General features: G+C 70.4%; 13 protein-coding genes. 1 reads left to right on the top strand and 12 read right to left on the bottom strand.

Going from position 1 to position 14,496, the window contains the following annotated elements:
* Positions 1-5: 5 nt before the first annotated feature.
* Entirely contained in the window at positions 6-620 is a 615-nt protein-coding gene (locus FZN60_RS01275; RefSeq protein ID WP_158870230.1) for a short chain dehydrogenase, read from the top strand.
* A 296-nt stretch (positions 621-916) separates the two neighbouring features.
* Here the strand turns inward: FZN60_RS01275 and moeB are convergent, their stop codons facing one another.
* From moeB to FZN60_RS01215, 12 genes are all read right to left on the bottom strand, one after another.
* Entirely contained in the window at positions 917-1,678 is a 762-nt protein-coding gene (gene moeB, locus FZN60_RS01270; RefSeq protein ID WP_158870228.1) for a molybdopterin-synthase adenylyltransferase MoeB, read from the bottom strand.
* Positions 1,660-2,799 carry a DNA replication/repair protein RecF gene (gene recF, locus FZN60_RS01265; protein ID WP_158870646.1) on the bottom strand — a complete coding sequence of 380 codons (1,140 nt, stop codon included), beginning with the start codon at positions 2,797-2,799 and terminating at the stop codon, positions 1,660-1,662. The genes moeB and recF overlap by 19 nt, the downstream gene beginning before the upstream one ends.
* On the bottom strand, positions 2,796-3,923 hold the full coding sequence (gene dnaN / locus FZN60_RS01260) for a DNA polymerase III subunit beta (protein ID WP_158870226.1): 1,128 nt from the start codon (positions 3,921-3,923) through the stop codon (positions 2,796-2,798). Before dnaN ends, recF begins: the two co-directional genes overlap by 4 nt.
* 164 nt (positions 3,924-4,087) lie before the next feature.
* Positions 4,088-4,930, bottom strand: a complete 843-nt coding sequence (locus tag FZN60_RS01255; RefSeq protein ID WP_158870224.1) for an SDR family NAD(P)-dependent oxidoreductase — start codon at positions 4,928-4,930, stop codon at positions 4,088-4,090.
* The gene (locus FZN60_RS01250) at positions 4,927-5,784 is read right to left on the bottom strand and encodes an alpha/beta fold hydrolase (RefSeq protein ID WP_158870222.1); all 858 of its coding nucleotides are present in this window, start codon (positions 5,782-5,784) and stop codon (positions 4,927-4,929) included. The genes FZN60_RS01255 and FZN60_RS01250 overlap by 4 nt, the downstream gene beginning before the upstream one ends.
* Before the next feature lie 74 nt (positions 5,785-5,858).
* Complete coding sequence (locus tag FZN60_RS01245; protein WP_158870220.1) at positions 5,859-6,608, bottom strand: SDR family NAD(P)-dependent oxidoreductase; 750 nt, start codon at positions 6,606-6,608, stop codon at positions 5,859-5,861.
* Entirely contained in the window at positions 6,605-7,459 is an 855-nt protein-coding gene (locus tag FZN60_RS01240; protein ID WP_158870218.1) for a PCC domain-containing protein, read from the bottom strand. The genes FZN60_RS01245 and FZN60_RS01240 overlap by 4 nt, the downstream gene beginning before the upstream one ends.
* Before the next feature lies 1 nt (position 7,460).
* A complete protein-coding gene (locus tag FZN60_RS01235) occupies positions 7,461-9,104 on the bottom strand; it encodes an acyl-CoA synthetase (protein ID WP_158870216.1) in 1,644 nt (547 codons plus the stop codon).
* Positions 9,101-10,270, bottom strand: coding sequence for an acetyl-CoA acetyltransferase (locus FZN60_RS01230; protein WP_158870214.1), 1,170 nt, complete (start codon positions 10,268-10,270; stop codon positions 9,101-9,103). Before FZN60_RS01230 ends, FZN60_RS01235 begins: the two co-directional genes overlap by 4 nt.
* A gap of 32 nt (positions 10,271-10,302) precedes the next feature.
* Entirely contained in the window at positions 10,303-11,172 is an 870-nt protein-coding gene (locus FZN60_RS01225; protein WP_158870213.1) for an IclR family transcriptional regulator, read from the bottom strand.
* Positions 11,173-11,192: 20 nt separating this feature from the next.
* Entirely contained in the window at positions 11,193-12,218 is a 1,026-nt protein-coding gene (locus tag FZN60_RS01220) for a TRAP transporter substrate-binding protein (protein ID WP_158870211.1), read from the bottom strand.
* A gap of 61 nt (positions 12,219-12,279) precedes the next feature.
* On the bottom strand, positions 12,280-14,157 hold the full coding sequence (locus FZN60_RS01215; RefSeq protein WP_158870209.1) for a TRAP transporter large permease subunit: 1,878 nt from the start codon (positions 14,155-14,157) through the stop codon (positions 12,280-12,282).
* Positions 14,158-14,496: the final 339 nt, after the last annotated feature.

Genomic DNA, 14,496 nt, shown 5'->3' with positions numbered 1-14,496 from the left:
TCGATATGAAGATCATCCTCGTCGGAGCCAGTGGCACGATCGGACAGGCCATCGAGGCCGAGTTGCGGGGGAGGCACGAGGTCGTGAGCGTCAATAGGACCAGCGGTGACTTTCGAGTGGATCTGTCCGACCCAGCTTCGATCGAGCGTCTGTTTAGCGAAACGGGACCGTTCGATGCCCTTGTATGCGCCACGGGTAGCGTTCACTTCGGTCCATTCGAGCAGTTCAGCGAAGCACAGTTCGAGATCGGCTTGCGAAACAAGCTGATGGGACAAGTCAATTTGGTGATGATGGGCCTACACAGTATCGCCGATGGGGGTTCATTCACGCTTACCAGCGGGCTGCTCAATGAAGCCCCTATCCGCCACGGCGTCTCGGCAGCAATGGTCAACGGAGGCATTGAAGGCTTCATGCGTGCCGCGGCGATCTCGCTTCCGCGTGGCTTGCGAATTAACGTGATCAGCCCCACGATCGTTGAGGAGTCGCTGTCCGCCTACGGTCTGTTCTTCCCGGGGATCAAGCCAGTGCCCGCGCGGGAGGTAGCGCTCGGGTATGTCAGAAGCATCGAAGGTGCGCAGACGGGCCGCATCTATCGCATCGGCTGGTCCCGCGATGGCTGATGACATTAGCTAAAGGACCAACTGTTCGCTTGATCATGTCCGCTTCAGCCATGGCCGGGTGCATTTGGGCGTTCAGATCACTTACGTCGATCGGTAGCACCTGGCCCGCGACGACGAGGCAGTGAAGCAGCCAGAGGGCCTCCGAGACAGGCAGCGCCATAACGCCAAGCGCCTCGGCGGCCCCGCCTTCGTCTCGTCATCGATCCGCAAGTGGAGCATCGACGAGCGCGCATCCAAGATTGAACCTCCGGTTCCCGTGTTTCGTATCTTGAAAGAGATACCGGAAAAGGGGCCCGTTACCCCCGCCGCTTGTAGCGGATCTCCTCGAAGCGCATGCCGAGGAGGTCGACGAGGAGCAGGCGTCCGAGAAGCGGCTCGCCGGTGCCGGTCAGGAGCTTGATCGCCTCGTTCGCCGCGAGCGTGCCGAGGACGCCCGTGGTGGTGCCGAGGATGCCGGCCTCCGAGCAGGTCGGGATCAGGCCCTCGGGCGGCGGCGCCGGGTGGAGGTCGCGATAGCGAGGCCGGAGCCGGCCCGTCGCCGGGTCCGCCTCGTAAGGCTTCAGCACCGTGATCTGGCCGGAGAAGCGGTTCACCGCGGCCGAGACCAGCGGCACCCGCGCCGCTTCGCAGAGGTCGGCGCACAGATAGCGCGTGTCGAAATTGTCCGAGCCGTCGATCACGAGGTCGTAAGAACAGACGATCGCCGGGCCGTTCTCCCGGTCCAGGCGGACGGGATGGGCGACGACGCTGACGTGCGGGTTCAACCGCGCCGCCGCGTCGGCCGCGCTCTCGACCTTGAGCCGGCCGACATCGGCAGTGCCGTGGGCGATCTGGCGCTGGAGGTTGGACAGCGACACGATGTCGTCGTCGACGAGGCCGAGCGTGCCGACCCCGGCGGCGGCGAGGAAGAGCAAAGCGGGCGAGCCGAGGCCGCCGGCGCCGACGAGAAGCACCCGGGCGCGCTTCAACGCCTGCTGTCCCGCGCCCCCGACCTCGGGAAGCACGATGTGGCGCGCGTAGCGGCGGATCTCCTCGGGGCTCAGGGACTCGTCCGGCACGCCAGCCTCCCGTCGGATACGTCGAAATGATCCGCCCGCTCGCCCAGCGCCTCGAACAGCGCGGCGTCGGTGCCCGTCATGAAGGCCTGACCGCCGAGCCCGCCGACGAGATCGAAGAGCGCGGCGCGCCGGCCGGGATCGAGATGGGCGGCGATCTCGTCGAGAAGCAGCACCGGCGGCAGGCCCGAGAGGGCGGCGACGAGGCCGGCATGGGCGAGGACGAGGCCGATCAGCAGCGCCTTCTGCTCGCCCGTCGAGGACTTCTCGGCGGGCATCGCCTTGGCGCGGTGGGTGACGAGGAGATCCCCGCGATGCGGCCCCTCCAGCGTCCGGCCGGCCGCGCGGTCGCGCCAGCGGGCCTTGGCGAGGCGGGTGCGCACCTCGGCGACGAGGTCCGGCAGGGCGGCGCTCGGATCCTCGAAGTCGTAGCCGCCGGCGAGCTGCAGGTCGGCGGTCGGAAACGGCGCGTCGGCGCCCGCCCGGGTCGCCTCGGCGCCGAGCCGGGACACGAGCTCGGCGCGCGCGCGGTGGATCGCGACGCCAAGCTCCGCCATCTGCGCTTCCAACCCCGAAAGCCAGACCTCGTCGAGCCGCGCCTCTCCGAGAAGCCGGTTCCTCCCGCGCATCGCCTTCTCGTAGTCGAGCGATCGGCGCCCGTGCGCGGGGTCGACGGAGAGCACCATCCGGTCGAGGAAGCGGCGCCGGTCGCCGGCCGGTCCCGTGAAGAGCCCATCCATCGCCGGCGTCAGCCAGACGACGCGCAGCACGTCGAGCAGCGCGTCGGCGCCGCCGTCCTCGGTGTCGTCGATGCGCACCACGCGCGAGAGCGAGCCGTCCTCGCCCGGACGGGCAAAGGTCGCGACCTCGGTTTCTCCGCCCTCGCCGGTCAGGGTCGTGCGCACGGCGAAGCCGCCCGTGCCGCCGACCCGCGCCACCTCGCGATAGGCGGCGCGGCGCAGGCCCCGGCCGGGGGTCAGCAGCGACAGGGCTTCCAGGAGGTTGGTCTTGCCCGCGCCGTTCTCGCCCGAGAAGACCACGAAGGGCTTCTCGAAGCGCGTTCCGAGCGAGGCGTAGTTGCGGAAGTCGACGAGCCGCAGGCTGGAGACGAGAGGCGCGCTCAGACCCGCATCGGCATGAGCACGTAGAGCGTGCCCTCGTCGCCGCCGTCCTTGATGAGCGTCGGGGAGCCGGGATCGGCCAGCATGAACACCGTGTCCTCGCCCGAGAGCTGGCCGGTGATGTCGAGGAGGTACTTGGCGTTGAAGCCGATCTCGATCGCGTCGGAGTCGTAGCCGACGGCGAGCTCTTCGGTCGCGGTGCCGGATTCGGGCGAGTTCACGGTGAGGACGAGCTGGCTGTCGGAGATCGCGAGCTTCACCGCCCGGCCGCGCTCCGACGAGATCGTCGAGACGCGGTCGACTGCGGCCGAGAAGGTCGAGCGGTCGAGGGTCAGCGCCTTGTCGTTGTTCTGCGGGATGACGCGCTGGTAGTCCGGGAAGGTACCGTCGATGAGCTTGGAGGTCATGACGACGGTGCCGAGCGTGAAGCGGATCTTGGAGTCCGACAGCTCGACCGCCACGTCGCCGTCCTCCCCGGCCTCGCCGAGGAGCTTCTGCAGCTCGCCCACCGCCTTGCGGGGCACGATGATGCCCGGCATGCCCTCGACGCCCGCCGGCGCGTCGGCCTCGGCCCGGGCGAGCCGGTGCCCGTCGGTCGCCACGGCGCGCAGGCGCGAGGCGCCGTCGACCTCCAGCGCGTGGAAGTAGATGCCGTTGAGGTAGTAGCGCGTCTCCTCCGTCGAGATCGCGAACTGCGTGCGCTCCACGAGGCGGGCGAGCGCCTGCGCCTTCATCGTGAAGGAATGGCTGAAGGTGCCCGTGGTGATGTCGGGGAAGTCGGCTTCCGGCAGGCACTGAAGGCGGAAGTTCGAGCGGCCGGCCGAGACCGTCATCTGCGTGCCGCCCTCGTTGAGGCCGAGCTTCACCTCGGCGCCGTCGGGCAGCTTTCGCACGATGTCGTAGAGGAGGTGCGCGGGCACCGTCGTCGCGCCCGCCATCTCGATCTCGGCCGGCGCGGTCTCGGTGATCTCGAGGTCGAGGTCGGTGGCCTTCAGGCGCAGGCCCGCGCCCTCTTCCGTCTTCAGGAGGACGTTGGACAGGATCGGGATCGTGTTGCGGCGCTCGACGACGCGCTGGATGTGGCCGAGGGAGCGCAGGAGGTTGGAGCGTTCGATGATGATGCGCATGGGACTCGACTCAACCGTTCGCGGACTTCGGGCAAGCAGGGCGGAACGGGCGGCCGGGTCGCCGGCCTTCGCGGCCCCGCGAGGGGGAGACCTTTCTAGAACGGATCGCGCCCGCGGAAAAGCCGGACGCGCCGGGCTCGCGGGGGATCGTTAATCCCCCGCCCTCATGCGCACCGCGCCGACAAGCCTCCGTCAACCACCAGCATCTGGCCGTTGACGTAGCGGGCCTCGTCGCTGGCGAGGAACACGCTCGCATTGGCGACGTCGAAGGCGTCGCCCGCATAGTTCGTCGGCGTCATGGCGGCGCGGGTCGCCCGCGCCGCGGCAACGTCGCCGCCGAAGCGGGCCGCGAGCTGGTTCATCACCAGCGGCGTGTCGAGGATGCCGGGCACGACGGCATTCGCTCGGATGCCGCGGGCGGCGTGCTCGACGGCGATCGTCTGGGTCAGCTGGTTCAGCGCCGCCTTGGAGGCGGCGTAGCCGGCATAGGCCATGCCCGACCAGCGGATCGAGCCGACGGTGGAGATGTTGGTGATGACGCCGCCGCGCGGCTGGCTCAGCATCTGTCGCAGAGCCAGCCGGCAGGCGATGAAGGGCGCGTCGACGTTGAGGTCGAAGGCGCGCCGCCAGACGGCGTCCGTCATCTCGGCGGTCGGCATGACCTCGGCGATGCCGGCATTGTTATGGAGGACGTCGACCGCCCCGAACCGCTCGATCGTGTGGGCGAAGACCTCTTCAACGGCCGCTGGATCGGTCGCCGAGGCGCCGATGGCGAGCGTCCTCGCGCCGACGCTCTCGCAAAGCGCCGCCGTCGCCTCGGCGCGGCTCGCGACGAGATCGACGAGGGCGAGGTCGGCGCCGGCCAGCGCGTAGGCGTAGGCGGCGGCCTGGCCGTTGCTCCAGCCCTCGCCCGAGGTGCCCGCCCCGAAGACGAGGACGGTGCGCCCGGCGAGGCGCCGCGAGGGTGCGGGCGCGTGGGGTGGCAGCGGCGAAACGACGGCGCTCACGCGGCCTCCGCGGCCGATGCCTGCGCACCGAGGAAGCGCGCGAGGACGGCGTTGAAGGCGGCCGGCGCCTCGATGAAGGGGAAGTGCGCACCGCCCTCGGTCTCGTCGAAGACGACGAGCTCGGAGCCCGGGATCTGCGCGTGGATCCATTCCTGCGAGCGCACCGAGACGTGGCTGACGCGCCCGCCGATCACCAGCGTCGGCCGGTCGACCCGCGCGAAGACGTCGCGCCAGTCCAGGGCGCAGTGATTGACGAAGAGCGAGGCGACGTCGGCGGGGTCGACGCGCAGGTTCTCGGCGAGGAGAAAGGCCTTGAGATCGTCGGGAATGCCCTTGGTGATCATCGTGTCGAGAAAGGCGCCGCGCATCGCGTGACCGTCCGGGCCGGCGATCTGCGCGGCGATGGCGACCATGGTCGCGGCGTCGAAGAGCGCGCCGGCATCCGCGGCCGCCTCGTCGTCCATGCCGGCCTGGCGCATCACCGACGCGGGCTCGTCCACGAAGACGAGGCGGCCGATCCTGTCCGTCCCGAAAATGTCGAGATAGGCCCAGAGCACCGAGGCGCCCATCGACCAGCCGACGACGCTCGCCCGCTCGACGCCCGCATGCGCCAGGAGCTCGGCGACATCGGCGGCGAAGCGGTAGATGCGGTAGCCGCGATCCGCCTTGGCCGAGGCGCCGTGGCCGCGGAAGTCGAGCGCGATCACGCGGTACGTCTTGGAGAAGTGCTCGACCTGGTGACGGAACATCGCGGCCGACTGCGACCAGCCGGGCAGGAAGACGAGGACGTCTCCCGCCCCCTCGTCCAGGTAGGCCAGCCGCGCGCCGTCGGAGGTCTCAAATGTCTTGCTCATGGGGCTCCTCCCTCCATCCCTTCGTCGTCCGGCGCCTCCCGCGCCGCGCAGCCGATTCGTGGCTGGCTGTTGAACTATGCCATCAGACCGGCGGCCGTGAAGCCGCCGTCCACCGAGAGCACCTGACCGGTCACGTAGGAGGCGCGCTCCTCGTCGCAGAGGAAGGCGATGGCCTCGGCGATCTCCTCCGGCGTGCCGTAGCGGCGCAGCGGCACGGTGCGGTGCCACTCGGCGCGCTGCTCGGCCGAGTGGTGCTGCGCCACCATCGGCGTCTCGATCGGCCCCGGCGCGATGGCGTTGACGCGGATGGCACCGGGCGCGAGCTCCACGGCCATGACCTTGGTCAGCGTGATCAGCGCGCCCTTGGAGGCGCCGTAGGCGGCGCGGCCGAGATTGCCCTTGATGCCGGAGACCGAGGCGATCTGGACGATCGACCCGCCGCCATTGGCTTCGAGAACCGGCGCCAGCGCCTTGGACAGGGCGAAGGCGCCGACGACATTGACCTCGTAGAGCCGGCGCATCAGCTCGGGCGTGGTGTCCGCGAAGCGCGCGGCCGAGCCGAGGCCGGCGGAGTTGACGAGGGCGCGCAGGGGAGCCTGCGCGGCGGCGGCATGCGCGGCGAAGGCGTCGATGCCGGCCTCGTCGGTGACGTCGAGCGGCACCGCCTCGATGCTCGCGCCCGGCAGCTCCGCCGCAAGCGACTTGAGAGCCGCCGCGTCGCGGTCGAGCGCGAAGACGTGCCAGCCGCGCGCGAGGTGGAGATGCGTCGCGGCCCGGCCGATGCCGGAGCCCGCGCCGGTGATGGCGATCGAGCGCGCGCTCACGAGCCGGTCTCCTCGCTGCCGGCGATCACCAGCTCGAAGGTGACGCCCACCGGATTGTCGCCTTGGACCAGCCGGCCGCGATGGACGGTGCCGGCGATGTCGACCACGGACACGTCGAGCCGGGCGCGGCCCGCCCCGATCCGGCCGTTCTCGATCGCGATCTCCGTCGCGTGGCAGGAAACGCGCCGCCCATCCTCGAAAACCACCTCGTTGATCGAGCCGATGCCGAGAACCTCGGCATTCCGCAGGCCGGCCTCCGCCGCCGCGGCCTCGACCGCGCCGCAGACGTCCTCGTTCGGGCGCAGGCGCAGGAACAGGCCACGCCGGCCCGCGCCCTCCTCAGCGCCGTCGGCGCGCGGGGTGAAGAGGGTGAAGGCCGTTTCCTCGTCGGGCAGGCCCTCGAAGAGGACGGCGGCGCTACCGAGGCCGGTGACGGTGATCGGCTCGGCGACCGTGCAGTCGAAGGGCAGCATGTGGCCCATGCGCTCGGTCGCCTCGCCCGTGTCCCAGCGGCCGTGGCAGTGGAGGAAGGGCGCGCCGTCGCGCGCGCCCACGATCGCGGTGGCCTCCGCGATGCGCCCGCCGGCGTCCGGCGCGTGCGTTTCGCTGTACCAGGCGGCGTGGACGCCGTCGTCGGAAGGGGCCGGCAGGACGTAGCGGAAGGGCGCGAGGTGGCCTCCGGACAGGCGCAGCACGCCGCCGACGCAACCCGCCTCCGCCATCAGCCGGGCGACGCCGTCCATCACCACCTCGCCGGGCCGGAGCACGCCCTCGACCGGCCGCAGCCGCGCCGCGACGACCTCGCGCCGCGGCAGAACCGGCGGGCCGGGATGGGGGAGCGCGCGGGCCATCTCAGGCGCTCCGGCGCGCGGGCGCATCGCCCGGCGCGCCCAAGTCGCCGCGGCGCTCCAGCTCCTCGCGCACCATCTTCTTCGTTATCTTGCCGTAGGCGGATTTGGGCAACGCATCCCAGAACAGGAAGCGCTTCGGCAGCTTGTAGCGGGCCATCTTGCCGTCGAGGAAGGCGGCGAGCTCCGCTTCCGTCGGGCTCGCGCCCGCGGCGGCGACGCAGACGGCGATGCCGACCTCGCCCCAGAGCGGGTCCGGCACGCCGAGCACGGCCACCTCGCCGACGCCGGGATGAGTCAGGATCTTCTCCTCGATCTCGCGGGGATACACGTTCGAGCCGCCGGAAATGTACATGTCCGAGGCGCGTCCGGTGATGAAGAGGAAGCCCTGGGCATCCAGGTGGCCGAGATCGCCGGTGCGAAACCAGCCGTTCCGGAAGGCCTTCGCGTTGGCCTCGGGGTTGTCGTAGTAGCCGGCAAAGACCGCCGGGCCGATCACGCAGATTTCGCCGGTCTTGCCGGGCTGAACGGCGCTTCCGGCGTCGTCCTGGATCGAGACTTCCATGCCGGTGCGCTCGACGCCGCAGGTGCCGAGCTTCACGTCCTCGCCGTCCTCGGCGGCGTGGAGGGCGGCCGGCAGAACGGTGATCGCGCCCGTCACCTCGCCGAGGCCGAAATACTGGACGATCTTGGGGCCGAGCACCTTGAGGGCCCGCTTCTGGTCCTCGCGATACATCGGCGCGCCGGCATAGATCACGGAGCGCAGGCTCGAATGGTCGAAGCGGCCCGCCGCCTCGTGCTCGACGAGGAGCTTCAGGATGGTCGGCACGGTGAAGATCGTCGAAACGCGCCAGCGCTCGATCAGGCGGAAGGCCGCCTCGACGTCGAAGCGCTCGCCCGGCAGGAGCACGGTCTTCACGCCCTTGGCGACCTGGGTCAGGGCATGAACGCCCGCCCCGTGCGACAAGGGCGCCACGACGAGCGAGGCATCGGCGGAGGTGAGGCCCGGCATGAGGTCGCAGAGATGGTTGTTGACCACGAAGGCCATCTGGCCGTGGGTCAGCACCGCCGCCTTCGGCCGGCCCGTGGTGCCGGAGGTGAAGAAGAACCAGCAGGGATCGTCGCGGAAGACCGGCACCTCGGCCGCGTGGGCGCCGCGGTGCTCGGCGGCGAGCGCGTCCCAGTCCGGCCCGAAGTCCGCCTCGCCGATCGCGATGGTGAAGCGCAGGTCCGGGCAGGCCGCAGCGACGGCCGCGGCGTGCGCCGGGAAGGACGCGTTGCAGATCAGGCCCGAGGCGCCGCTCGCCTGCGCGAGATAGGCGACCTCGTCGGGCGTCTGGCGGAAGTTGGTGGGCACGTAGACCGCGCCCGCCCGGAAGCAGGCGAACATGGCCTCGAACATCTGGTTGCAGTTCTGCGACTGGACGAGGACGCGCTCGCCCTTCGCCACGCCGAAGCGTCCCTGCAGGGCCGCGGCCATGGCCTCGACCCGCGCGTCGAGCTCGGCCCAACTGAGCTCCAGCTCGCCCCAGACGAAGGCGACGCCGCCCGGCTCGCGCCGGGCGGCCTGCGTCACGAAGCGGGAAAGGTTCATCACCCGCGTCGAGACGGGCGAAACGCCGCCCGCCGGATCCAGGCTTCCGCTCACTTGGCGCGCTCCAGGATGGAGACGTAGTTGGCGACCGCCGCGCCGCCCATGTTGAAGACGCCGGCGATTTCGGCGCCCGGCAGCTGCATCTCGCCCGCGTCGCCGCAGAGCTGCATCGCCGCCATGACGTGCATCGAGACGCCGGTCGCGCCGATCGGGTGGCCCTTGGACTTCAGGCCGCCCGACAGGTTCACCGGCAGGCGCCCGCCGCGCTCGGCCGTGCCGTCGCGCACGACCCGGTAGCCCTGCCCCGGCTCGGCCAGACCCATGGCCTCGTATTCGATGAGCTCGGCGATGGTGAAGCAGTCGTGCGTCTCGACGAGGTCGAGGTCGCCCAAGGTCAGGCCGGCACGCTCCAGCGCCTGCCCCCAGGCGCGCCGCGCGCCGTCGAAGGCGGTCGGGTCGCGGCGCGACAGGGCCAGGACGTCGTTGGCCTGCGAGCGCGCGCGGAAGGCGACGGCCCGCTCGAGGCCCGCCGCGACCTCCGCGTCGGCGATCACGAGGGCCGCCGCGCCGTCGGAGATCAGCGAGCAGTCGGTGCGCCGCAGGGGCGCGGCGACATAGGGGTTCTTGTCGGAGATCGTGTTGCAGAACTCGACGCCGAAATCCTTGCGCATGTGGGCATAAGGATTGGCCATGCCGTTGCGGTGGTTCTTCGCCGCGATGCGCGCCAGCTCCTCCGAGCGGTCGCCGTAGCGCTGGAAGTAATTCTGCGCGATGCGCCCGAAGAGCCCGGCGAAGCCACCCTCGACGTCGGCCTCCTCCTCGCGGAAGGAGGCCGAGAGGAGGATATCGCCGGCCTGGCTCGTCGGGACCCCGGTCATCTTCTCCGCGCCGACGACGAGCGCCACGCGTCCGCGCCCCGCGGCGATGAAGTCGAGCGCGGCGTTGATCGCGGCCGAGCCCGTGGAGCAGGCGTTCTCCAGCCGCACGGCCGGCACGCGCGACAGCGCCTCGGCGCCCATGCCGACGAGCGCGCCCTGGAAGTCCTGCGCGGTGAAGCCGTTGTTGTAGACGCCGACGAAGAGGCCGTCGACGTCGGCGGGGGACAGGCCCGCATGCTCCAGCGCGGGGAGCGCGACTTCCGCCATCAGCTCGCGCGTGTCGCGCGCCTCCGACTTGCCGAAGCGCGAATGGGCCCAGCCGACGATCTGCGGATCTGCCATGGTTCTCGTGCCTTTCAGGTTCGGCGCCGGCCTCACGCCTTGCGGCGGGGCCGCGCGGTTCCGGCTTGCGTGTCGTCCGGCCCGGCGCGGAACATCCGCGCGAGCCGCGTTTCGATGCGGGCGGCCTCCTCGGTGAGGAGCCGGGCGAGCTCGGGCCGTCGTCCCTCGCCCATGCGCCCGTCGATGGCGGCGAGCGACAGCGCGCCCGCCACGCCGCCGTCGGGAAAGCGCAGGGCGCGCCCGAGACCCCAGGAGTTCTGGAGGACGCGGCCGGGATTGAGCGCGACGCCCGCGTTCCGGGCCTGCGCGACGTCCTCGCGGATCACGTCGAGGGAGTAGCCGGCATAGCTTTCGCGGATCGCCGGCTCGATGCGCGCGAGCACCGCCTCGACCTCCGCTTCGGGAAGCGCCGCGAGGATCGCGAGCGAGCCCGCGCCGACGCCGAGCGGATGCTGGTCGCCGGCCTGCAGCGCGTGGGTGCGGATCGGGTGCGATCCTTCCTCGCGGTGCAGGCAGACGGCATAGTCGTCGCGGCGCATCGACAGGAAGGCCGTGTCGCCGGTGGCGGCAGCGAGGCGCCGCAGGGCGTCGCCCGACACCTCCAGGAGGCCGTGGCGGCGCGAGGCGATCTGGCCGAGCACGTAGAGCTGCGGCCCGAGGCGGTAGCGCCGGGTCTCCTCGTCCTGCTCGACCATGCGGGCGCGCATCAGCGCGAGGAGCAGGCGCCGGGCGGTCGGCTTGTTGAGGCCGCTGCCCGCCACCGCTTCGCCGAGCGAAAGCCCGCGCGCCGCGCCGCCGGCGACGAGGCCGAGGAGCTGGAAGGCCCGCTCCACCGCCTGCGCTCCGCCGGAGGCGCTCGCGCCCGAAACCGCCTCGTCGAGCCTCACGGCGCCACCGTCCATCGCGCTCGGGCCTCCTCCCCTCAGCCGAGGTCCTTGCCGACGGCCTCTTCGAGGATCGCCCAGGCCTCGTCGCCGTACTTGCCCTTCCATTCGGCGTAGAAGCCGGCATCGGCCAGCTTCTTCTGGAAGGCGGCCGTGTCGGGCTCGTTGAAGGCCATGCCGTGGCCTTCCAGCTCGGCGCGCAGCGAGGCGTTGAGCTTCATGACGTCGTCGCGCTCCAGCATGGCGGCGTCGTTGAAGTTGCGCTCGACGATCTCCTGAAGGTCTTCCGGCAAGGCCTCCCAGGCGCGGCGGTTGCCGAGGATCCAGAAGCCGTCCCACATGTGGTTCGTCATGGAGACGAACTTCTGCACCTCGTAGATCTTGTGCGTGGTCAGGATCGCCAGCGGGTTCTCCTGCCCGTCGACGATGCCGGTCTGGAGCGCGGTGTAGGTCTCGGCGAAGTTGATCGAGGCCGGCGCCGAGCCGAAGGCCGAGAACATCGACGTCCAGAGCGGCGAGACGGGCACGCGGATCTTGAAGCCCTCGAGGTCGGCCGGACTGGCGATCGGCTTGTTCGACGAGGTGATCTGCCGGAAGCCGTTGTCCCAGATCTTGGAGAAGGTGACGAGCCCGCGCTCGGCGATCTGGCCGCGCGCGTACTCGCCGAGCTTGCCGTCCATGGCCGGCCACACCTGCTCATAGCCGGGGAAGGCGAAGCCGACGCCGTTGATCGAAGCGTTGGGGACCAGCGTCGAGAGGATGATCGGCGAGAGCGAGAAGAACTCGACACCCCCTGAGCGCACCTGGCTCAGCATGTCGGTGTCGGCGCCGAGCTGGCTGGAGGGGAAGATGTTGATCTCGACGCGCCCGCCGGACTCCTCCTTGATCTTCGCCACCGCCTCGCCGGCCCGCACGTTCATCGGGTGGGTCAGCGCCTGGTTGTTGGCAAACTTGTAGGAGAACTCGGCGGCCTCGGCCGGCCGGCTGCGGATCGCGAAGCTCGTGGCGATGCCGGCGCCGGCGGCACCGATCATGAACTTGCGGCGGGACAGGCTGAGGGTCATGGCGTTTCGTTTCCTCACGTTTCTCATCGTTGGCTGAGAAGGTCTCGCCTCCGCCCGCCTCTCAAAGGAAGGCGGTGGAGAAGAAGGGGACGGCGGCGATGGCGAGGAGGCCGACCATGAGCGCGCCGATGTAGGGCCAGATCGCCCGCATCGCCTCGTCGGGCGACACGTTGCCGATCTTGCAAGCGATATAGAAGCCGATGCCGATGGGCGGGGTCATCAGGCCGATGTTCATCGCCGTCACCACGACCATCGAGTAGTGGATGTCGTTGATGCCGAGCGAGCGGGCGATCGGGAACATGATCGGCGCCATGAGCACGATCGCCGGCAGTCCCTCCAGCACGCAGCCCAGCACCAGGAAGATCAGGATGGTGACGCCCATGAAGGTGAGCCATCCGCCCGGCAGCGCCTGAACGGCGCTTACCAGCTGGAAGGCGAAGCCCGTCTGCGTCAGCGCCCAGGCCATGGCGGACGCCGTGCCGAGGATGAGGAGGATCGCGCCCGAAAGCGCCGCCGTTTCCACCAGCATGGCGTAGATGCGCCCGGGGCGCAGGCCGCCATAGAGCAGCGCGCCGATCGCCATGGCGTAGAGGACGGCGATCGTGGACACCTCGGTCGCGGTCGCGACGCCCCCGCCCACGGCCGAGCGGATGAGGAAGGGCAGGACCAGCGCCGGCGCGGCGACGAGGAGGGTCTTGCCGATCAGCGAGAGCGGCGCGCGGCGCACACCCTCCATCGCCTCGCCCCGCGCCTTCCAGCGCGCCAGCACCGCGAGAACGGCGAGCAGCACCATCGCGATGGCGAAGCCCGAGGTGAAGAGCCCGGCGATCGAGACGCCCGCGGCCGAGCCGAGCACGATGAGGACGATCGAGGGCGGCACCGTGTCGGCCATGGCCGCGCCGGTGGCGAGGAGCGCGATCATCTCGCGCGGCTTGTGTCCGCGCCGCTTCATCTCGGGGAACAGCGCCGGGGCGACCGTCGCCATGTCCGAGACCTTGGAGCCGGAGATGCCCGAGACGAGGAAGAGCGAGCCGAGAAGGACGTAGGACATGCCGGCCTTCACGTGGCCGAGCAGCGAGGCGAGGAACTCGACGATCGCCCGGCCCATGCCCGTCGCGTCGAGGACGCAGCCGAGCAGGACGAAGATCGGCACCGACAGGAGGATGATCGCCGACATGCCCTCGTCCATGCGCCCGATCATCACGAAGACGGGGACGTTGGTGGCGAAGGTCAGGAAGGCGAGCGTGCCGAGGCCGAAGCAGAAGGCGATGGGCACGCCGATAACGAGAAAGAAAGCGACGAAGCCGACGAGGAAGACGACGATGTTCCAGTTGCCGAGAGTCTTGATCGCCGGCATGCCGAGCCAGAACAGCCCCCCGACGATGCCGGCGAAGACGATCGATCCGGCGAGCTCGGCGGAACGCGAGCCCTTCACGGCGTTGACGAGGGCGAGGAGCAGCATGAGCCCGATGCCGAAGGGCAGCGCGGAGGCGCGCCAGCTCATCGGAATGTTGAGCGCGGCGGAGGTGACGTAGGCTTCCTCGTAGGCGTAGTCGATCGCCGGCATCAGGAGGCTGGCGAGGAAGACGGCCATGAGCACGAGCGCCAGCGTCGAGGCGAAGCCGCGCAGGCGCTCGGGCAGGAGGTTGACGAAGAGCGTCAGGCGCAGGTGCTCGGAGCGGTCGACCGCCATGGCGGCGCCGAGCATGGCGAGCCAGAGGAAGGAGATCGAGGCGACCTCGTCGATCCAGATGACCGGCTTGGCCAGGACGTAGCGCGAGAAGACGCCGGTCAGCAGAAGCGCGATGATGAAGGCGAGAAGGCTCGCCGCCACGAGTTCAACGGGGCGCATCCAGCGCGATCCGCCTCCCAGGCTGGCGCCTTCCATGCCGGCCAGAAGGGCCGCGTCGTCGCTGCTCGCCGTGCCTGCCACCGCCATGCCCGCGTCCTCCCCGGGGTCGCGTCGAGCCGCGACGCCTGCGGACAGGCTCCACGTGCTCGATCGTTCCGGACCCACGCGACGACGGCTCGCGAGCGGCACCGGTCGGGCCGCGCTCAGGCTCGGCGTGAAGCGCCCGCCATGCGAGCGACCTCATCCTCCCGTCGCCGGTGTCCCGGCTCCTCCGCCGGTCGGCCCCTCCCAGGTCCGGCACCGGCTTTCGGCAGGAAACCTGCACCATCCAGCCCGACCCTGCAACCGCCGCCGGGGCGATCCTGCCGGATTTTTCCAGGATCGTTCCACATGATGGGGCGAGTTCGACCACAGCGGGAAAGCGGG

Source organism: Antarcticirhabdus aurantiaca, assembly GCF_009765365.1.
GTDB classification, from domain to species: Bacteria; Pseudomonadota; Alphaproteobacteria; order Rhizobiales; family Rhizobiaceae; genus Antarcticirhabdus; species Antarcticirhabdus aurantiaca.
Note: the sequence above shows the minus strand (reverse complement) of the source record. Positions and strands in the feature narration are given on the sequence as shown.

Coding starts and splice junctions, on each gene's coding strand:
- FZN60_RS01250 (WP_158870222.1), bottom strand. CDS start 5,784: ATGAGCAAGACATTTGAGACCTCCGACGGCGCGCGGCTGGCCTACCTG.
- FZN60_RS01225 (WP_158870213.1), bottom strand. CDS start 11,172: ATGGACGGTGGCGCCGTGAGGCTCGACGAGGCGGTTTCGGGCGCGAGC.
- FZN60_RS01215 (WP_158870209.1), bottom strand. CDS start 14,157: ATGGCGGTGGCAGGCACGGCGAGCAGCGACGACGCGGCCCTTCTGGCC.
- FZN60_RS01230 (WP_158870214.1), bottom strand. CDS start 10,270: ATGGCAGATCCGCAGATCGTCGGCTGGGCCCATTCGCGCTTCGGCAAG.
- FZN60_RS01275 (WP_158870230.1), top strand. CDS start 6: ATGAAGATCATCCTCGTCGGAGCCAGTGGCACGATCGGACAGGCCATC.
- FZN60_RS01240 (WP_158870218.1), bottom strand. CDS start 7,459: ATGGCCCGCGCGCTCCCCCATCCCGGCCCGCCGGTTCTGCCGCGGCGC.
- FZN60_RS01220 (WP_158870211.1), bottom strand. CDS start 12,218: ATGACCCTCAGCCTGTCCCGCCGCAAGTTCATGATCGGTGCCGCCGGC.
- dnaN (WP_158870226.1), bottom strand. CDS start 3,923: ATGCGCATCATCATCGAACGCTCCAACCTCCTGCGCTCCCTCGGCCAC.